The following is an 18,282-nucleotide window of genomic DNA, read 5'->3' as shown; positions in this document are numbered from 1 at the left end:
CTGGCTCACCGCCGACCGTGAGCCAGGACGCGCCACGGTGAGCCAGGACGCGCCACGGTGAGCCAGGACGACCGACGGCCCGGGCCCCCGCGCGGGGACCCGGGCCGTCGGTCGTCAGCGCCCTCAGGCGGGGAGGCTCGCCACCCCGCGCGGCAGGAACCGCTGCCCGGTCACCTTCTCCGAGACGCCCGCGCGGTCGAGGTACGCGGAGATGCCGCCCAGCCAGAACGGCCACCCGGCGCCCAGCAGCATGCACAGGTCGATGTCCTGCACGGCCGTGACGACGCCCTCGTCGAGCATCAGCCGGATCTCCTCGGCCAGCGCCTCGACGGCCCGCTCGCGGACCTGCTCCTCGGTGAGCGGCGAGTCGCCGGCGTCGATGCCCTCGAGCTCGGGGTCGACGACGCCCGGCTCGGAGTAGACGCTGGACTTGCCGAGCTCGACCATCTTCCGCAGCCCCTCGCCGACGGCGAACCGGTCGGGGAAGGCCTCGTGCATCCGCTCGGCCACGTGCAGGGCGACCGGCGGGCCGACCAGCGTGAGCAGGTCGAACGGCGACATCGGCAGGCCCAGCGGGTCCAGCGCGCGGTCGGCGACGGCGACCGGCGTGCCCTGCTCCACGGCCGAGGTGACCTCGCCGAGGAAGCGGGTGAGCAGCCGGTTCACCACGAACGCCGGGGCGTCGGCGGTGAGCACGCAGCTCTTCTTCAGCGCCTTGCCGACGGCGAAGGCGGTGGCCAGCGAGGCGTCGTCGGTCTGCTCGGCGCGCACGACCTCCAGCAGCGGCAGGACCGCGACCGGGTTGAAGAAGTGCAGGCCGACGACCCGTTCGGGGTGCTCCAGCTTCGAGGCCATCTCGGTCACCGACAGCGCGGAGGTGTTGGTGGCCAGCACGCACTCGGGGGAGACGACGGCCTCCACCTCGGCGAACACCTGCTGCTTGACCGACATCTCCTCGAAGACGGCCTCGATGACGAGGTCGGCGTCGGCGAAGACGTCCTTGGACAGCGAGCCGCTCACCAGGCCCCGGAGCTGGTTGAGCCGGTCGGCGCTGAGGCGCCCGCGCTGGGCGAGCTTCTCGAGCTCGCCGTGGACGTAGGCGACGCCCTTGTCGACGCGCGCCTGGTCGACGTCGGTGAGCACGACCGGCACCTTGAGCTGCCGGACGAACAGCAGCGCGAGCTGGCTGGCCATGAGGCCCGCCCCGACGACGCCGACCTTGCCGACCTTCCGCGCCAGGCCCTTGTCCGGGGCGCCGGCCGGCCGCTTGGCCCGCTTGTTGACCAGGTCGAAGCTGTAGAGCGAGGCCCGCAGCTCGTCGGTCATGAGCAGGTCGGTGAGCGCGGCGTCCTCGGCGGCGGTGCCGGCGGTGAACGCCTCGCCGTCGACCCCGGCGCGCGCGAGGTCCAGCAGCTCGACGGCGCGCAGGGCGCCGGGGGAGGCGTCGCGGGTCCGCCCGGCCACGATCGCCCGGGCGCGCTCGATGGCGCCGTCCCAGGCCGACCGGTCCACCTCCGGTCGGTCGACCGTCACGTCGCCGTTCAGGACGCCCACCGCCCACTCGAGCGAGCGCTCGAGGAAGTCGGCGGGCTCCAGGACGACGTCGGCGATGCCCAGCTGCGCCGCCTTCGGGGCGGGCGTCGTCTTGTTCTGCGCCAGCGCGCTCTCGACGATGACGGTGACCGCCGGGTCGATGCCGATGAGGTCCGGCAGCAGCTGCGTGCCGCCCCAGCCGGGCACCAGGCCGAGGAACACCTCGGGGAACGCCACCACCGCGGTGGAGGCGATCGTCCGGTAGCGGCAGTGCAGCGCCAGCTCCAGCCCGCCGCCGAGCGCCACGCCGTTGACGAACGCGAACGTCGGGACGGCCGCGTCCATGAGCCGCCGGAACACCCGGTGCCCGGTCTCGGCGATCTCCCGCGCCTGGTCGGCGGAGGTCACGGCCGGGACGCCGGACAGGTCGGCGCCCACGGCGAAGACGAACGGCTTGCCGGTGACGGCGATGGCCGCCGGGGCCGGGGTGTGCGCGGCGATGTCGTCGAGCGCCGCGTCGAGGGACGCGAGCCCGCCGGGGCCGAAGGTGGAGGGGCGGGTGTGGTCGTGCCCGTTGTCCAGGGTGACCAGCGCGATCTCGCCGGCCAGACCGGGCACCCGCAGGTAGCGGACGAGCGCCCGGGTGACGACCTCGTCCTCGAAGACAGTGGTCACTGCGCGGCACCTTCCCAGTTCGGGTTCTCCCAGATCACGGTGGCGCCCATGCCCAGGCCCACGCACATGGCGGTCAGGCCGTAGCGGACGTCGGGTCGCTCGGCGAACTGCCGCGACAGCTGCGTCATCAGGCGCACGCCCGAGGAGGCCAGCGGGTGGCCGACGGCGATCGCGCCGCCCCACGGGTTGACCCGCGGGTCGTCGTCGGCGATGCCGAAGTGGTCGAGGAAGGCCAGCACCTGGACGGCGAAGGCCTCGTTGAGCTCGAACAGGCCGATGTCGTCGATGGTCAGGCCGGTGCGGGCCAGCGCGCGCTCGGTCGAGGGCACCGGGCCGACGCCCATGACCTCGGGCTCGACGCCGACGAAGCCGTAGCCGACCAGGCGCATGCCGGCGGTCAGGCCCAGCTCCCGCGCGACGTCCTCGGCGGCGAGGATGCAGCCGGTGGCGCCGTCGTTGAGGCCCGCGGCGTTGCCGGCGGTCACGTGCCCGTGCGGGCGGAACGGCGTCTTGAGCGTGGCCAGGCCCTCGAGCGTGGTGCCCGGGCGCGGCGGCTCGTCGGCGGTGGCCAGGCCCCAGCCCTGCTCGGCGGAGCGGGTCGCGACGGGCACCAGCTCCGGCCCGATCTGGCCGTTGGCCACGGCCTTGGCGTACCGCTGCTGGCTGGCCAGGGCGAACGCGTCGGCGCGCTCCTTGGTCAGGTGCGGGAAGCGGTCGTGCAGGTTCTCGGCCGTGGAGCCCATGACCAGCGCCGAGCCGTCGACCAGCTTCTCGCTGAAGAACCGCGGGTTGGGGTCGGCGCCCTCGCCCATCGGGTGGCGGCCCATGTGCTCGACGCCACCGGCGATGGCGACGTCGTAGGCACCGAAGGCGATGCCGCTCGCGGTGGTGGTGACGGCGGTCATCGCGCCGGCGCACATGCGGTCGATGGCGTAGCCGGGCACCGACGTCGGCAGCCCGGCCAGCAGCGCGGCGGTGCGGCCGATCGTCAGCCCCTGGTCGCCGATCTGCGTGGTGGCGGCGATGGCGACCTCGTCCACGCGGTCGGCCGGGAGGGACGGGTTGCGGCGCAGCAGCTCGCGGATGACGCGGACGACGAGGTCGTCGGCGCGCGTCTCGGCGTAGATGCCCTTCGGGCCGGCCTTGCCGAAGGGGGTGCGCACGCCGTCGACGAAGACGACCTCGCGCAGCGAGCGGGACATGGGACCTCCGCAGCGGGAACGGGAACCGGCGCGGGCAGGCGCGCGGCACCGGAGAAGTTACCCGCCGGTAACAGCTCGACCAAGCGCGACCCGGTCCGGGAGGGGCGGAGGTCTCACTCGTCCGGAGTGGTCGAGGTCACGGTCCGGCAACGTCGGGGGGGTGGCCTTGCACGGCCTGTGACGCGGCGCGCATAGTGGCCGCCGCACTTCTGCGTATTCCCGACGGAACGGTGGACATTCCATGGCGCGACGGCGCACCACGATGACGGCCCTCGCGGCCGCCCTGGTCTTCAGCCTCGCTGCTTGCGGCAGCGACGACAGCGGCAGCGGCAGCGGCGGCAGCGGTGGCGGCGGCGGTGGCGGCGACGCCGCCGGCAAGGTCGGCGTCATCCTCCCCGACACCGAGTCCTCCCCCCGCTGGGAGAGCGCGGACCGCCCGCTGCTCGAGGCGGCCTTCGAGGACGCCGGTGTCGAGTACGACATCCAGAACGCCGAGGGCGACGCCCAGCGCATGGCGACCATCGCCGAGCAGATGATCACCGAGGGCGTCACCGTCCTCGCGATCGTCAACCTGGACTCCGCCTCGGGCGCCCAGATCCAGCAGCAGGCCGCCCAGCAGGGCGTGGCGACGATCGACTACGACCGGCTCACCCTGGGTGGCTCGGCCGAGTACTACGTCTCCTACGACAACACCGAGGTCGGCCGCCTGCAGGGCCAGGGCCTCGCCGACTGCCTGAACGCCGGTGGCGTCACGCAGGGCAACATCGCCTTCCTCAACGGCTCGCCCGACGACAACAACGCCACGCTGTTCGCCGACGGCGCGCACGAGATCCTCGACCCGCTGACCCAGTACACGCAGGTCGCCGAGCAGGCCGTCCCGGGCTGGGAGCCCGACCAGGCCGCGACGATCTTCGAGCAGATGTACACCCAGGCCGGCGGCAACATCCAGGGCGTCGTCGCCGCCAACGACACGCTGGCCAACGCCGTGATCCAGACGCTGGCCCGCAACGGCCAGGCCGGTCAGGTCCCGGTCACCGGCCAGGACGCCTCGGTCGAGGGCCTGCAGAACATCCTCGCCGGCAACCAGTGCATGACCGTCTACAAGTCGGCGGCCGAGGAGGCCGGCGCCCTGGCGGAGCTCGCCATCGCGCTGATCAACGGCGAGGAGGCCGAGACCACCGGCACCGCCGAGGACGCCGAGGGTGGCCGCGAGGTCCCCGCGGTGCTGCTCACCCCGGTGACCATCACCCGCGACAACGTCGGTGACGTCGTCGAGGACGGCCAGGTCACCGCCGAGGAGCTGTGCACCGGCGAGTTCGCTGCCGACTGCCAGGAGCTGGGCATCTCCTGACCCCCTCCCTGCGGGGCGCCTCCTGACATGCTCAGGAGGCGCCCCGCAGGCTCGTTTTCTGAGAGAGGACCGCCATGACCGATCCGCAGGCGGGTGAGGGGACCCCGATCCTCGAGCTCCGCGGTGTCACCAAGAGCTTCGGCGCCATCCAGGTGCTGCACGGGGTCGACCTGAAGGTCTTCCCCGGCCAGGTAACCGCCCTCGTGGGCGACAACGGTGCCGGCAAGAGCACGCTCATCAAGTCCATCGCCGGCATCCACCCCATCGACGGCGGGGAGATCCTGTTCGAGGGCAGGCCGGTGAGCGTCACCGGCCCGCGGGACTCCGCGGCCCTCGGCATCGAGGTCGTCTACCAGGACCTCGCGCTGGCCGACAACCTCGACGTCGTCCAGAACATGTTCCTCGGCCGCGAGCGCAAGCGCGGCATCCTGCTCGACGAGGCCTCCATGGAGGCCGCCGCCCGCGACACGCTGGCCAAGCTGTCGGTCCGCACCCTCAAGTCGGTCCGCCAACTCGTGTCCAGCCTCTCGGGTGGCCAGCGGCAGACCGTGGCGATCGCCAAGGCCGTGCTGTGGGAGTCGAAGGTCGTCATCCTCGACGAGCCGACGGCGGCGCTCGGCGTCGCGCAGACCCGGCAGGTGCTCGACCTCGTGCGCCGGCTGGCCGACACCGGCCACGCCGTCCTCTACATCACCCACAACATGGTCGACGTCTTCGAGGTCTCCGACCGCGTGGCCGCGCTGTACCTGGGCCGCATGGCCGCCGACGTGCCGATCAGCACCGTCGACCGCGGTCAGGTCATCGAACTGATCACCGCCGGGCGCTCGGGCAACCTGGGCATCGCGCCGGCCGTCGCCGAGGCGAGCATCTGATGAGCAACCCCGTCTCCACCACCAAGCCCGAGCCGTCCGGCGCCGCGCCGGCCGGCTTCGAGGCCGACCGCCCGGACAACAGCGTCTCGGGCGTCGTCCGCGGGTACGTCGACAAGGTCCGCGGCGGTGACCTGGGCGCCCTGCCGGCCGTCCTCGGCATCGTGGCGCTCGGCCTGCTGTTCTTCGCCCTGCGGCCGAACACCTTCCTGACGCCGCTGAACATCAGCAACCTGCTGGTCCAGGCCGTGCCGATCACCCTGCTCGCCATGGGCCTGGTGTTCGTCCTGCTCCTGGGCGACATCGACCTGTCGGCCGGTGTGGTCAGCGGCGTGTGTGCCGCCGTGCTCGCGCAGCTGCTGGCCCAGTCCGGGGCGCCCTGGTACGTGGCGATCCTCGCCGCGTGTGCCGCCGGCGCGCTGATCGGCCTCTTCACCGGCACGCTCGTCGGGATCGTCGGGATCCCGTCGTTCGTCGTGACCCTGGCGCTGTTCCTGGCGTTCCAGGGCGTGACGCTGCGGATCATCGGCCAGGGCGGCACCATCCCGGTGCGCGACGAGGTCGTGCAGGGCATCGCCAACCGGAACCTGCCGGTCACCCTCGGCTGGGTCCTCACCGCGGTGGCGATCCTGCTCTACGCCGCCATCCAGCTGAACCGCTGGCGGGTGCAGAAGGCCCGCGGCCTGGCGCACCAGCCGCTGGCCGTGGTGGCCGCCCGGTGCGTGCTCATCGCCGTCATCCTGGTCGTGGTCACCGCGATCCTCAGCCAGGACCGGGCGCTGTCGGCGGCCGTCGACCTCGAGGGCATCCCGTACGCGGTGCCGCTGGTGGTCATCCTGCTGCTGCTGCTCACCTTCGTGCTGAGCCGCACCAGCTTCGGCCGCCACGTCTACGCCGTCGGCGGCAACGCCGAGGCCGCGCGCCGCGCCGGCATCAATGTCACCAGGATCCGCGTCCTGGTGTTCGTGCTGTCCTCGACGATGGCCGCCATCAGCGGCATCGCCGCGGCGTCCCGGCTGGCCTCGGTCACCGCGGCGTCGGGTGCCGGCAACACGCTGCTCTACGCGGTGGGTGCGGCCGTCATCGGTGGCACCAGCCTCTTCGGTGGCCGGGGCCGGGTGCGCGACGCCGTCCTCGGTGGCCTGGTCGTGGCCATCATCGCCAACGGCCTGGGCCTGCTCGGTGTCGAGGCCTACCTGAACTTCATCATCACCGGTGGAGTGCTGCTGCTGGCCGCCAGCGTCGACGCGCTGGCCCGGCGGCGGGCCGCGGCGACGGGGCACTAGCGCCGTCGTCCGCGCACGACAGAGGGGCGGTCCCGGGTTCCCCCGGGGCCGCCCCTCCGTCGTGTCAGGCGCGGGCGAGCGCGTCGGTGAGCAGGCCGGTCGTCAGCTCGACCTGCCACTCGCGCGCCCCGCCGGCGCGCAGCGCCGCGGCCACCGCGGCGGCGTCGCGCGGCTCGGGCGGGGTCCACATGAGCCGGCGCACCAGGTCGGGGGAGAGCAGGTTCTCCACCGGCACCGCGTGCTTCTCGCCGAGCTCGGCCAGGCCCGCGCGGGCGGCCTGCAGCCGGGTGGCGGCCGCCGGGTCGCGGTCGGCCCAGCGGTTCACCGGGGGCGGGCCGTCGCCGGGGCGGCTGTGCAGCGGCAGCTCGGAGTCCGGCATCGCCCGCCCGCGGGCCAGCGCCCCGAACCAGGTGCTCACCAGCCGGCGGTTGGCCCGGCCGCGGAACACCGGCAGCTCCAGCAGCGCGGACTCCGACGGCGGGTCGGCCTGCACCGCCGACACCATGGCGGCGTCGGGCAGCACGCGGCCGGGGGCGACGTCGCGCCGGCGGGCCAGGTCGTCGCGGGCCTCCCACAGCGCCCGCAGCATCCCCAGCTGGCGGCGGCTGCGCAGGCCGTGCACGCCGGAGGTGCGCCGCCACGGGTCCTGCCGGGGCGCGGGCGGCCCGGCCGCGAGGACCGCGGCGAACTCCTGCCGCGCCCACTCGGTCTTGCCCTGCTCCTCGAGCAGCGCGGCCAGCGCGTCGCGCAGGTCGACGAGCACCTCGACGTCGAGGGCGGCGTAGACCAGCCACTCCTCGGGCAGCGGGCGGGTGCTCCAGTCGGCGGCCGAGTGGCCCTTGACCAGCGAGTACCCGAGCAGCGACTCGACGACGGCGGCCAGGCCCACGCGGGGCAGCCCCGCCAGGCGGGCGGCCAGCTCGGTGTCGAAGACCCGCGGGGGCACCAGGCCGATCTCGGCCAGGCACGGCAGGTCCTGGCTGGCCGCGTGCAGCACCCACTCCTCGCCGGCGATCGCGTCCTGCAGCACGGCGAGGTCGGGCAGCGTCAGGGGGATCGGGTCGACCAGCCCGGTGCCCGCGCCGGCGCGGCGCAGCTGCACCAGGTAGGCGCGCTGCCCGTACCGGTAGCCGGAGGCGCGCTCGGCGTCGACGGCGACCGGGCCGGACCCGGCGCGCAGCGCGTCGGCGTAGCCCGCGACGGCCGCGGCGGTGTCCAGGACCGGCGGCAGGCCGTCACGCGGCGCCAGCAGGGGGACGGGCGCGGGCCCGTCGGTCTCCTCGGTACCGGCCTCGCCAGCGGGGTCGGGCAGGGGCTCGGTGCTCAGTTGCCGTCCACCTTCTCGTCCGTGCGTCCGCCACAGTCGCTGTGCCCGGCGGATCGGACCGGCCGGCGCGGACCCGGGGAGTCCGGAACTCCCCGTGCCCGATCCTAGTTGCCGTCCCCGACCGTGCCGGAGGGGCCCAGGAGGGAGACGCCCGGCGGCGGCAGCCCGGCCGCGTTGCCCAGCACCTCCAGCCACGCGTCGAGGTGGCGGTCGAGGGCCGTGTCGCCGGCGGTCCAGGACGCCCGCAGCTCGACGTCGACGGTGTGCTCGGGCCCGGCCAGGTCGCCGAAGCGGGTGGAGGCCGTGCGGGTGACCGTGCCGCCGAGGGTGTGCGCGGCCGCCCCGGACGAGGCCAGCGCCTCGGTGAGCCAGCTCCAGGCCACCTCGGAGAACATCGCGTCGTCGACCATGTGCTCGTCGGTGGCGGCCGACAGGTAGCCGACGCAGCGGGTGGTGCCGTTCCAGGACTCGTGGCCCGCGGGGTCGTGCAGCACGATGAAGCGCGCGACGGCCAGCTCCACCTCGTCGTCGCCGTCGCCCTCGGTGATCCGCGCGGCGAGCGCGTGCGCGTACGGCGCGAGCCGCTGCGGCGCGGGGATCTGCTCGACGACGATCTCGGGGCGCACCCGCAGCGCGGTCAGCGCGGCGACGCCCGCGGCGAACTCGGCCGGCGGGGGCTCGGCGGGCCCGTGCGCGCCCGTGACCTCGCGGGTCCCGGCCGTGCTGCGTGGCTCCACGCTGGCAGGGTAGGTGTCGCGGGCCCGGTCTGTCTCCGACGCGCCGCACGTCCGGCCCCGGGCGGTCTGGGAGGATCGACCGTCGTGACCACCGCAGAGGCCCGCCCGACGTCCCCCGCCGACTCGGACCTGGTCCGGGCCGCGCGCGGCCTGCCGGTCGAGCGGACCCCGGTCTGGTTCATGCGGCAGGCCGGCCGGTCGCTGCCGGAGTACCGGGCGCTGCGCGCCGGGACGGCGATGCTCGAGGCCTGCCAGGACCCCGACCTGGTCACCGAGATCACCCTGCAGCCGGTCCGCCGGCACGGCGTGGACGCCGCGATCCTCTTCTCCGACATCGTGCTGCCGCTGGTGGTCGCCGGCGTCGACATCGAGATCAAGCCCGGCGTCGGGCCGGTGGTGGCGGACCCCGTGCGCACGGTGGCCGACGTCGACGCGCTGCCGGGCCTCGAGCCCGACCGGCTGGACTTCCTCGCGACGGCGGTGCGCCGCCTGGTCGCCGAGCTCGGGCCGACGCCGCTCATCGGCTTCGCCGGGGCGCCGTTCACCCTCGCCACCTACCTGATCGAGGGCGGCCCGTCGAAGGAGCACGCCCGCACCAAGGCGTTCATGTACGCCGAGCCCGAGGCCTGGCAGCGGCTGCTCGACCGGCTCGCCGTCTCGGCGGCCACGTTCCTGCGGGTGCAGGTCGACAACGGCGCCTCGGCGGTGCAGCTGTTCGACTCCTGGGCCGGGGTGCTGTCGGCCGCCGACTACGCGGAGCGCGTGCTGCCGCACTCGCGGGCGGTGTTCGACGGGCTCGGTGACCGCGACGTGCCCCGCGTGCACTTCGGTGTCGGCACCGGCGAGCTGCTGGCGCTCATCGGCGACGCCGGGGCCGACGTCGTCGGCGTCGACTGGCGGGTGCCGCTCGACGAGGCCGCCCGCCGCGTCGGGCCGCAGCGCTCGCTTCAGGGCAACCTCGACCCGGCCGTGCTGCTGGCCGACCGGGAGACCGTCGACCGCGAGGTGCGCCGGGTGGTCGAGCAGGGCCGGGCCGCGCGCGGCCACGTGTTCAACCTCGGCCACGGCGTGCTGCCCGACACCGACCCCGGCGTGCTCACCCACGTCGTCGAGCTGGTGCACGAGCTCTCGGCGCGATGACCCCCCGGATGACCCGCCGCCTGGTCGTCGTCGGCGCCGGGATCACCGGGCTGACCGCCGCCTGGGCCTGGTCGCGGCAGCGGCCCGGCGACGAGGTGGTCGTCGTCGAGGCGGGCGGGCGGATCGGCGGCAAGCTCGACCGGGTCGAGCTCGCCGGCACCTGGTACGACACCGGGCCCGAGGCGGTGCTCGCCCGCGTCCCCGAGGCCGTGGAGCTCGTGACGGAACTCGGCCTGGGCGACCGGCTGGTGGCGCCGTCGACGACGCAGGCCTCCATCGTGCTGCCCGACGGCCGGCACCCGCTGCCGCCGGGCACCGTGCAGGGCGTGCCGACATCGGCCGACGGGCTGGCCGGGGTGCTCACCGACGACGGCGTCGCGCGGGTGCGCGCGGAGGCCGGCCTGCCGCCGCTGCGCCTGGAGGGCGACGTCTCGGTCGGGGCGCTGCTGCGCGCGCGGCTCGGCGACGAGGTGGTCGACCGGCTGGTCGAGCCGCTGCTCGGCGGGGTCTACGCCGGCCGCCCCGACGACCTGTCGCTGGCCGCCACCATGCCTGCGCTGGCCGCGCAGCTGGCGCGCGCCGACTCGGTGCTCGCGGCCGCCGTCGCCGCCCGGGACGCCGGCGCCCGCAGCCGCGGCGACGTCGACGGGCCGGTGTTCGTCACCGTCGCCGACGGGATCGGCTCACTGCCCCAGGCGCTGGCCGCCGCCTCGGGCGCGCGGGTGCGGCTGCGCACACCCGCGCACGCGATCCGCCGCGCGGGCGGGCGGCTGGAGGTCGCCGTCGGCCCGGTGGCCGCCCCGGAGGTGGTCGAGGCCGACGCCGTGCTGGTCGCCGCGCCCGCCGGGAAGTCGGCGCGGCTGCTCGGCGGGCTCGCCCCGGACGCGGTCGAGCCGCTGCGCGGGATCCCGTACGCGTCGATGGCGGTGGTCGCGATGGCGTTCCCCGCCCAGCCGGTCGCGGCGGGCTCGGGCCTGCTCGTGCCGCCCGTGACCGGCCGGCTGGTCAAGGGCGTCACCGTGTCGTCGTCGAAGTGGCCGCACCTGTCCGGCGACGGCCTGCTGCGGGTGCGCGCCTCGGTGGGCCGCTACGGCGACGAGGTGCAGCTGCAGCGCGACGACGACGACCTGACCGCCGCGGTGGTGGCCGACGTCGCCGACCTGCTCGACCTCGAGCGCCGCGAGCCGGTGGAGGCCCACCTCGTGCGCTGGGGCGGCGGGCTGCCGCAGTACCTCGTCGGCCACCCGCAGCGGGTCGTGGCGGTCCGCGCCGCGGTGGCCGCGGTGCCGGGCCTGGCCGTGGCCGGGGCCGCGTACGACGGGGTCGGCGTGCCGGCCTGCATCCGCGGCGCCCGCCGCGCGGTGGAGGCGCTGCTCTAGCCCGGCGGTCGGCGGCCCCGGTTGCCGCACCGGCCGTTGTCCCCGCAGGGTGGGGAGGTGATCAGCACCCTCGCCCGCGGGCTGGTGGCCGGGGCAGCCGGCACCACCGTCCTCAACGCCGTCACCTACGCCGACGTGCTCTGGCGGGGGCGGGCGCCGAGCGAGACGCCGGAGCAGGTGGTCGACGCGCTGGCCGGGCGGCTCGCCGGTGGCCTCCCCGGGCGGGGCGCCGTGCGGGAGCACCGCCGCACGGCGCTCGGCGCGCTCAGCGGCATCGGCACCGGGCTCGGCGTCGGCGTGCTGGCCAGCGTGCTCCGCGCGGCCGGCGTCCGGTTCTCCGGCCCCACCGGCGCGGTGGTCGCGGGCGCCGCGGCCATGGCGGCCACCGACGGCCCGGTCGCCGCGCTCGGCGTGAGCGACCCGCGCACGTGGACCGCCGCCGACTGGGTGGCCGACGCGGTGCCGCACCTGGCCTACGGCGCAGCTGTGCAGGGCGTGCTGTCGTCGGTCCCGGTGGCCCGCGAGCAGCGCGACCGTCGGACCCCGGCGCCGCCCGGGCTGGTGCTGCGCTCGGCCGTCCTCGGCGTGGCCACCGGCGGGCGCAGCTCCCTGGCGCTGGCCGCGCCGGTGCTCGGCGACCCGGGATCCCGCCGGGGCACCCGGCTCGGCGCGCTGGCCGCCGTCGCCGGTGAGCTGGTGGGCGACAAGCTGCCGGCCACCCCCGCGCGGACCAGCGCGCAGGCGCTGCCGGCGCGGCTGCTCGGCGGCGCCGGTGCCGCGGGCCGCATCGCCGGCCGGGAGGGCGCCAACGCCGCCGCCCCGGTGACGGCCGGCCTGCTCGGCGCGCTCGCCGGGTCCTTCGGCGGGCTGGCCTGGCGGCGCTGGGCGGCGACCCGGGTGCCCGACTGGCAGGCGGCGCTGGCCGAGGACGCCGTCGCGATCGGGCTCGCCGCGCTGGCCGCCCGGCCGGGCCGCAGGCAGCGCCCGCAGCTCAGCGTCGTCCCGTCCTGAGACCGGGATCCCACGGCACCCCGCCGCGCCGGCGGGGGAGGATGGGGGCATGAGCGAGCAGACGGAGACCAAGAGCGTCGGCAAGCGGGCCAACGAGCTCAACGCCCTCATCCGCTACACCATGTGGTCGGTGTTCCGGCTGGCGCGCCCGTTCGGCGACGAGGCCCGCGCGACGGCCGCCGACGAGGTCTCCGGGCTGTTCGAGGAGCTCGCCGGCAAGGGCGTCGTCGTCCGCGGCACCTACGACGTCGCGGGCCTGCGCGCCGACGCCGACCTCATGGTCTGGTGGCACGCCGAGACGCCGGAGGCGCTGCAGGAGGCCTACACCCGGTTCCGCCGCACGGCGCTCGGGCGGCGCCTGGAGCCGGTGTGGTCGCAGATGGCGCTGCACCGGCCGGCGGAGTTCAACCGCAGCCACATCCCGGCGTTCCTCGCCGAGGAGGAGCCGCGCCGCTACGTCTGCGTCTACCCGTTCGTGCGGTCCTACGAGTGGTACCTGCTCCCCGACGAGGAGCGGCGGGACATGCTCAAGGAGCACGGCATGCAGGCCCGCCCCTATCCCGACGTGCGGGCCAACACGGTCGCCTCGTTCGGGCTCGGCGACTACGAGTGGATGCTCGCGTTCGAGGCCGACGAGCTCCACCGCATCGTCGACCTGATGCGCGACCTGCGCGCCAGCCGCGCCCGCCGGCACGTGCGCGAGGAGGTGCCCTTCTACACCGGCACCCGCAAGGCGGTCGCCGAGCTGGTCGCCGACCTGGCCTAGCCGCGTCGCCGCACGATCAGGCCGCCTGATCGTGCCGCGTCCTGGCTCACCGCCGACGGTGAGCCAGGACGCGCTGCGGTGATCCCGGCTGATCGTGCGCGGGGCGGTCAGCCCTGCGCCGGCTCCAGCCGGATGGACACGCTGTTGATGCAGTAGCGGTCGCCGGTCGGGGTCTGCGGGGCGTCGTCGAAGACGTGCCCGAGGTGGCTGTGGCAGCTGCCGCAGAGGACCTCGGTGCGGACCAACCCGTAGGCGCGGTCCTCGCGCAGCACCACGTTGTCGGCGGCCGACGGCTCGTAGAACGAGGGCCAGCCGCAGTGCGAGTCGAACTTGGTCTGCGAGCGGAACAGCTCGGCCCCGCAGGCGCGGCAGCTGTAGACACCCTCGGTCTTCGTGTCCACGTACTCGCCGGTCCACGGCCGCTCGGTGCCGGCCTGGCGGAGCACCGCGTACTCCTCCGGCGAGAGCTGCGCCCGCCACTCCGCGTCGCTCTTGGTGACCTTCGGCTGGGGGGTGGACGTCGTCATGCCTGCAGGAACGACCCGGGCGGCGGGCGGATTCCCCGTGCTCAGCGCCCCAGGCCGGCCTCGCGGGCCCGCACGATCGCCTGCGCCCGGTCGCCGACCTGCAGCTTGGCCAGCACGTTGGAGACGACGTTGCGCACGGTCTTCGGCGACAGGAACAGCGCGGCGGCGACCTGCGCGTTCGAGCGTCCCGCGGCCACCAGGTCGAGCACCTCGCGCTCGCGCGCCGTCAGCTGCGGGAAGGCCTCCTCCGGCCCGCGGGGTGCGGCGGCGAAGAAGTCGGTGATCCGCCGGGCCAGCGCCGCGCCGAACACCGCCCCGCCGGAGGCCACGGTCGAGATCGCGCGCAGCACCTCCTCCTGGTCGGCGCCCTTGAGCAGGTAGCCGCGGGCGCCGGCGCGGACCGCGGCGAACACCGTGCCGTCGTCCTCGCTCATCGTCAGCACCACGACGCCGACCGACGGCGCCTGGGTGGTGATCCGCCGGGTGGCCTCAATGCCGTCGAGCACCGGCATCTGCACGTCCATGACGACGACGTCGGGCAGGTGCTCGCGCACCACCTCCACCGCCGCGGCGCCGTCGGCCGCGGTGCCGACCACCTCCACGCCGGGCACCGAGCCGAGCAGCAGGGCCAGCCCGTCGCGGTACACCGGGTGGTCGTCGACGACGACCACCCGCAGCGGCTCCTCCGGCCCGGTCACCGCGACCTCCTCCCGTCCACGGGCAGCACCGCCCGCACCTCCGTGCCGCCCCCGGCGGGGCAGTCCACCGTGCACGTGCCCCCGAGCTCGGCGGCCCGCTCCCGCAGCGCGACCAGCCCGACGCCGGCCGCGCGGTCGGGGGCGATCCCGGCGCCGTCGTCGGTGACCGTGACGACGAGGTCGCCGCCGACGCGCGCCAGCCTCACGGCGGCCCGCGACGCGGCGGCGTGCCGGGCGACGTTGGCCAGCGCCTCGGAGACGATCCGGTAGGCGGCCACCTCGACGGCGGCGGGCAGCTCGGCCAGGTCGCCGGCGTCGACGGTCACGGCCACCTCCGCGGGCAGCAGCCGCTGCGCCTGCTGGCGGACGGCACCGGCGAGGCCGAGGTCGTCGAGCGCCGGCGGGCGCAGGTCGTGCACCAGCCGCCGGACGTCGGCCAGCGCGGCGGCGACGTCGTCGCGCGCCTGGCGCAGCAGCCGGTCGGCGTCCCCGGGGCGGGACGCGGCGAGGTTGCGGGCGGTGTCGATGCGCAGCACGACGGCGCCCAGCGAGGGGCCGAGGCCGTCGTGCAGGTCGCGGCGCAGCCGGCGGCGCTCCTCCTCCCGCGCGGCGACCAGCTGCTCGCGGCCGGCCTGCAGCTGCGCGGCCAGCGAGCTCGCCCGGGCGGCCGCGGCGGCCTGCCGGACGACGTCGGCGAGCAGGCGCTCGTCGCGGGTGACCAGGTGCGCCCGGACGCCGTCCCGGGGGAGCAGCAGCCGGCCGACCTCCTCGCCGCGGTAGGCGATCGGCAGCGACTGCACCGCGGCCGGGCGCCGGCCGTGGCCGGCGACGAGGCGGCCGCCGTCGGCGGAGTCCACCTCGACGCCGACCCACGGGACGCGGAACGCCTCGGCGATGCCGGCGGCGACCGCGAGGAGCTGCTCCTCGGCGCCGTCGGAGCGCTCGAGCCGCTCGGCCAGGCCGGCGACGACGCGGTACGGGTCCTCCCGCTCGCCGAAGACCCAGCGGCGCACCAGCCGCCACAGCGCCGCGCGCAGCGGGACGTAGACGGCCGCCACCACCAGCAGCGTCACGACGACGGCGTTGCGCTCGTCGAAGCGGCCGTCGAGCAGCGTGCCCGCCGCGGCGAGCACGGCCAGGTCGACGACGACGACGCCGGCGGCCAGCCCGCCGTAGACGAGGGTGCCGCCGAGCAGCCGGTCGATGTCGACCGCGCGGGGCCGCAGGATGCCCAGTGTGACCGCCAGCCCGGTGAGGCCCACGGCCAGGCTGAGGTCGAGGCCGAGGGTGGCCTGCGGGAAGAGCAGGGCGCCGAGCAGCACCAGCGCGTCGACGACGCCGGCCCACAGCAGCCAGCGCATGCGCCGCCGGTCCTCCCCGGTGGCCGCCCGCAGCCGCGCGACGACGACGGCCAGCGCGAGGAGGAGGCCCAGCCCGGTCGCCGGGAAGGCCAGCTCGAGCAGCGGCAGGGCGACGTCGCGGGGCAGCGGCAGGCTGGCCGGGTCGAGGTCGAGGCCGCGGTAGACCTCGGGCGTCGGGGTGCCGCCCCGCTCGGCGGCGATCGTGAACGGCGTCACCAGGAGGAGCACGGGCAGCGCCGCGGTGGCGGCGAGGGCGCCGACCGACACCGCGCGCCACGGGCCGCGGGGCAGCCGCCCGTCCGGGTAGAGCAGGAGCAGCAGCGGGAGCCCGAGCAGCAGCGCGGCGCCGAGGCGGCCGACGAACCACATCGCCGCCGAGGCGGCGGGCAGCGGCGGGTCGTCCTGCACCGCGTACGTCAGCCAGGACGAGGCCAGGCCGTCGAGCGCCCAGAACAGGCCGGTGCCGGCGACCACCCACGAGACGGCGTTGCGCGGCGCGCGCGACAGGAGCAGAGCGCCCGGGACGGCGAGCAGCAGCCCCGGCAGCCCGATCTCCCAGCCCGGCCCGGCCCCGGCGGCCGCCCGGGCCGCGTCCGGGGTGAGCACGTCGAGGACCGCGGTCGCGGCGACGGCGAGCAGCGTGGCGGCCGCACCCGACCAGGCGAGCGCGCGCACGGGACGCCGGCGCCGCGGCGGGCCCGCCGGCGCCGCCGTCGCCGGGACCTGCTCGCCGACCGTCACGCGCGGATCCTGCCCGAGCGGCCGTCCCGGACGACAGGGACACGGCGTCCCGGCCCGGCCGGGACACCCGCGGGAGCGCCCGTGCGCCGGCGCCCTGGCCGCCCGGGACGCGGCCCCGGCACGGTCCCCGGCAGGCGGTGCCACGGGGCACCGCGCCACGCCCCGGAGGCACCCCATGTCGCTGAGCACCACCCCGTCGTCCGCCCGCACCGACGCCGCCCCCGGCTCAGCGCCCGGGTCCGGTCCGCGGCACGCGCCCGACCCGTCCCGGCTCGTCCGGCTCGGCGGCCTGGCCACCACGGCCGGCGCGGTCGCCTGGGCGGCCGGGCTGCTGGCCACCGCCGACGTCGACCCGGCCACCGACGCCTACCCGCCGGCCTACAAGGCCGCGACGTTGCTGTTCCAGCTCGGCCTGGTCGCGCTGGTGGCCGTGCAGCTGCGCACCCGGGCGACCGGGACCGGCCGGCTGGCCCGCGGGTGCCTGCACGCCGAGCACGTGCTGCTCGGGCTGGCGATCGGGTCGTCGGTGCAGTGGCTGGTCGCGCCCGGGCTGACCGAGGAGCCGTTCTTCGTCGCGCTGGACCTCTCGTGGCCGCTGTCGATGCTGGGCATGGCCGCGATCGGCATCCGCATCGCGGTCGCCGGGCGGTGGCGCGGCGCCGCCCGGGTGTGGCCCGCGCTCGCCGAGACGTGGGCGCTGGTCATGTTCCCGGTCGCCGCGGTCGCGGGCGCGACGACGGAGTCGCTCGTCGGCGCCGGCCACCTGGTCCTCGGCTACGGGGTGCTGGGCCTGGTCCTCGCGACCCGGCCGCAGCTGACCCGCCGCTGAGCGGACCTGCCGCGGTCCGCCTCTCCGCCGGTCCGCCCCGTCGCCCCGTGACCCCGGGTGGCGGGGCGCCACCGGGTGCCCGGGGAGACTGGACGGCGTGACCCCGCTCGACCCGTCCCTGCCCGACACCTGGTTCACCCGCGACCTGCCCGTGCTGCGGGCGATCGCCCGGCTGGTCGACGAGCCCAAGCACGGCGGCGCGCCGTACCTGCTCGGCTCCGTCGTCCCGGGCAGCGGGCTGGCGAAGGCCGACGTCGTCGCCGCGGCGAAGGCGCTGGCCGCTGCGGGCTACATCGAGCCGTTGACCAACCACGCCGGCGACATCGTCCGGATCACCGGGATCTCCGCCGAGGCGCGGCGGCTCGCGGGGCTGTGGCCGACCCCGCAGGGGGAGTGGGAGCGCCTGCTCGAGCAGGCGGACCTGCGCGCGGCCAACGCGCCGACCGACGTGGAGCGGGACCGCTGGCGGGCCTTCGCCGACGCGGCGCGGGCGGTGGGCCCGGACGCCGGGGCGCTGCTCATGCAGTCGCTCGTCGGCGGGTACGTGCCCCGGGCCCGGTAGCCACCCCCACGAACGACAGCGCCCCCGCCCGGCGAACCGGGCGGGGGCGCTGTGCTGATCAGGAGATCAGAGCGGGGTGACGTTCGCGGCCTGCGGGCCCTTCTGGCCCTGCTCGACGTCGAACGAGATCCGCTGGCCTTCGTCGAGCGAGCGGTACCCGCTGGTCTGGATGGCCGAGTAGTGGACGAACACGTCCGGTCCGCCACCGTCAGGGGTGGCGAAGCCGAACCCCTTCTCCGCGTTGAACCACTTGACAGTTCCTTCGGGCATTGCTCGCTCCTAGCTGCG

Annotated in this window: 17 protein-coding genes; 9 read left to right on the top strand and 8 right to left on the bottom strand. The window is 76.1% G+C overall.

Features of this window, described 5'->3' with window-relative positions; all coding sequences use genetic code 11:
• Nucleotides 1–123: 123 nt before the first annotated feature.
• Both BUE37_RS11950 and BUE37_RS11945 read right to left on the bottom strand, forming a co-directional pair.
• Nucleotides 124–2,208 (bottom strand): 3-hydroxyacyl-CoA dehydrogenase NAD-binding domain-containing protein, encoded by a 2,085-nt coding sequence (locus tag BUE37_RS11950; protein WP_073420345.1) that lies wholly within the window; start codon nucleotides 2,206–2,208, stop codon nucleotides 124–126.
• Entirely contained in the window at nucleotides 2,205–3,410 is a 1,206-nt protein-coding gene (locus tag BUE37_RS11945) for a thiolase family protein (protein ID WP_073420344.1), read from the bottom strand. Before BUE37_RS11945 ends, BUE37_RS11950 begins: the two co-directional genes overlap by 4 nt.
• Before the next feature lie 241 nt (nucleotides 3,411–3,651).
• Here BUE37_RS11945 and BUE37_RS11940 point away from each other — a divergent pair, with 241 nt between their 5' ends.
• The 3 genes from BUE37_RS11940 to BUE37_RS11930 all read left to right on the top strand — a co-directional run bounded on the left by BUE37_RS11940 (nucleotide 3,652) and on the right by BUE37_RS11930 (nucleotide 6,916).
• Nucleotides 3,652–4,761: a sugar ABC transporter substrate-binding protein gene (locus BUE37_RS11940; RefSeq protein WP_073420343.1), complete on the top strand. Its 1,110-nt coding sequence runs from the start codon at nucleotides 3,652–3,654 to the stop codon at nucleotides 4,759–4,761.
• A gap of 74 nt (nucleotides 4,762–4,835) precedes the next feature.
• Nucleotides 4,836–5,633 (top strand): ATP-binding cassette domain-containing protein, encoded by a 798-nt coding sequence (locus BUE37_RS11935; protein WP_073420342.1) that lies wholly within the window; start codon nucleotides 4,836–4,838, stop codon nucleotides 5,631–5,633.
• Nucleotides 5,633–6,916 carry a sugar ABC transporter permease gene (locus tag BUE37_RS11930; RefSeq protein WP_073420341.1) on the top strand — a complete coding sequence of 428 codons (1,284 nt, stop codon included), beginning with the start codon at nucleotides 5,633–5,635 and terminating at the stop codon, nucleotides 6,914–6,916. The genes BUE37_RS11935 and BUE37_RS11930 overlap by 1 nt, the downstream gene beginning before the upstream one ends.
• Before the next feature lie 64 nt (nucleotides 6,917–6,980).
• Here BUE37_RS11930 and BUE37_RS11925 read toward each other — a convergent pair whose 3' ends face one another.
• Both BUE37_RS11925 and BUE37_RS11920 read right to left on the bottom strand, forming a co-directional pair.
• Complete coding sequence (locus BUE37_RS11925; RefSeq protein WP_425432419.1) at nucleotides 6,981–8,228, bottom strand: HRDC domain-containing protein; 1,248 nt, start codon at nucleotides 8,226–8,228, stop codon at nucleotides 6,981–6,983.
• Between the two features lie 119 nt (nucleotides 8,229–8,347).
• A complete protein-coding gene (locus tag BUE37_RS11920; protein WP_073420340.1) occupies nucleotides 8,348–8,980 on the bottom strand; it encodes a DUF3000 domain-containing protein in 633 nt (210 codons plus the stop codon).
• A gap of 84 nt (nucleotides 8,981–9,064) precedes the next feature.
• On the opposite strand from BUE37_RS11920, the gene hemE reads away from it, so the two are divergent.
• From hemE to hemQ, 4 genes are read left to right on the top strand one after another with little or no spacing between them, the layout of a single operon-like run.
• The gene (gene hemE / locus BUE37_RS11915; protein WP_073420339.1) at nucleotides 9,065–10,120 is read left to right on the top strand and encodes a uroporphyrinogen decarboxylase; all 1,056 of its coding nucleotides are present in this window, start codon (nucleotides 9,065–9,067) and stop codon (nucleotides 10,118–10,120) included.
• 8 nt (nucleotides 10,121–10,128) lie between these two features.
• Nucleotides 10,129–11,499 (top strand): protoporphyrinogen oxidase, encoded by a 1,371-nt coding sequence (gene hemG / locus BUE37_RS11910; RefSeq protein ID WP_073420338.1) that lies wholly within the window; start codon nucleotides 10,129–10,131, stop codon nucleotides 11,497–11,499.
• Nucleotides 11,500–11,556: 57 nt separating this feature from the next.
• Nucleotides 11,557–12,510: a hypothetical protein gene (locus BUE37_RS11905; RefSeq protein WP_175562852.1), complete on the top strand. Its 954-nt coding sequence runs from the start codon at nucleotides 11,557–11,559 to the stop codon at nucleotides 12,508–12,510.
• Between the two features lie 49 nt (nucleotides 12,511–12,559).
• Nucleotides 12,560–13,276: a hydrogen peroxide-dependent heme synthase gene (gene hemQ, locus BUE37_RS11900; protein ID WP_073420337.1), complete on the top strand. Its 717-nt coding sequence runs from the start codon at nucleotides 12,560–12,562 to the stop codon at nucleotides 13,274–13,276.
• Between the two features lie 107 nt (nucleotides 13,277–13,383).
• Here the strand turns inward: hemQ and msrB are convergent, their stop codons facing one another.
• From msrB to BUE37_RS11885, 3 genes are read right to left on the bottom strand one after another with little or no spacing between them, the layout of a single operon-like run.
• Nucleotides 13,384–13,803, bottom strand: a complete 420-nt coding sequence (gene msrB, locus BUE37_RS11895) for a peptide-methionine (R)-S-oxide reductase MsrB (protein WP_073420336.1) — start codon at nucleotides 13,801–13,803, stop codon at nucleotides 13,384–13,386.
• Between the two features lie 41 nt (nucleotides 13,804–13,844).
• A complete protein-coding gene (locus BUE37_RS11890) occupies nucleotides 13,845–14,501 on the bottom strand; it encodes a response regulator transcription factor (RefSeq protein WP_245794544.1) in 657 nt (218 codons plus the stop codon).
• A complete protein-coding gene (locus BUE37_RS11885) occupies nucleotides 14,498–16,603 on the bottom strand; it encodes a sensor histidine kinase (protein ID WP_073420335.1) in 2,106 nt (701 codons plus the stop codon). Before BUE37_RS11885 ends, BUE37_RS11890 begins: the two co-directional genes overlap by 4 nt.
• Before the next feature lie 175 nt (nucleotides 16,604–16,778).
• On the opposite strand from BUE37_RS11885, the gene BUE37_RS11880 reads away from it, so the two are divergent.
• Complete coding sequence (locus BUE37_RS11880; RefSeq protein WP_073420787.1) at nucleotides 16,779–17,432, top strand: hypothetical protein; 654 nt, start codon at nucleotides 16,779–16,781, stop codon at nucleotides 17,430–17,432.
• Nucleotides 17,433–17,529: 97 nt separating this feature from the next.
• Entirely contained in the window at nucleotides 17,530–17,994 is a 465-nt protein-coding gene (locus BUE37_RS11875; protein ID WP_073420334.1) for a hypothetical protein, read from the top strand.
• A 66-nt stretch (nucleotides 17,995–18,060) separates the two neighbouring features.
• On the opposite strand, the gene BUE37_RS11870 is transcribed toward BUE37_RS11875, so the two are convergent.
• Nucleotides 18,061–18,264, bottom strand: a complete 204-nt coding sequence (locus tag BUE37_RS11870) for a cold-shock protein (protein ID WP_073420333.1) — start codon at nucleotides 18,262–18,264, stop codon at nucleotides 18,061–18,063.
• Nucleotides 18,265–18,282: the final 18 nt, after the last annotated feature.

Source organism: Geodermatophilus nigrescens (assembly GCF_900129495.1).
GTDB lineage: Bacteria > Actinomycetota > Actinomycetes > Mycobacteriales > Geodermatophilaceae > Geodermatophilus > Geodermatophilus nigrescens.
The sequence above is the reverse complement of the archived record's forward strand: the minus strand, read 5'-3'. Positions and strand labels throughout refer to the sequence as shown.

Excerpts from the sequence above, each read along its gene's own strand:
- hemQ (WP_073420337.1), top strand. The coding sequence starts at position 12,560 with ATGAGCGAGCAGACGGAGACCAAGAGCGTCGGCAAGCGGGCCAACGAG.
- BUE37_RS11930 (WP_073420341.1), top strand. The coding sequence starts at position 5,633 with ATGAGCAACCCCGTCTCCACCACCAAGCCCGAGCCGTCCGGCGCCGCG.
- BUE37_RS11945 (WP_073420344.1), bottom strand. The coding sequence starts at position 3,410 with ATGTCCCGCTCGCTGCGCGAGGTCGTCTTCGTCGACGGCGTGCGCACC.
- BUE37_RS11870 (WP_073420333.1), bottom strand. The coding sequence starts at position 18,264 with ATGCCCGAAGGAACTGTCAAGTGGTTCAACGCGGAGAAGGGGTTCGGC.
- msrB (WP_073420336.1), bottom strand. The coding sequence starts at position 13,803 with ATGACGACGTCCACCCCCCAGCCGAAGGTCACCAAGAGCGACGCGGAG.
- BUE37_RS11880 (WP_073420787.1), top strand. The coding sequence starts at position 16,779 with ATGTCGCTGAGCACCACCCCGTCGTCCGCCCGCACCGACGCCGCCCCC.
- hemG (WP_073420338.1), top strand. The coding sequence starts at position 10,129 with ATGACCCGCCGCCTGGTCGTCGTCGGCGCCGGGATCACCGGGCTGACC.
- BUE37_RS11935 (WP_073420342.1), top strand. The coding sequence starts at position 4,836 with ATGACCGATCCGCAGGCGGGTGAGGGGACCCCGATCCTCGAGCTCCGC.
- BUE37_RS11940 (WP_073420343.1), top strand. The coding sequence starts at position 3,652 with ATGGCGCGACGGCGCACCACGATGACGGCCCTCGCGGCCGCCCTGGTC.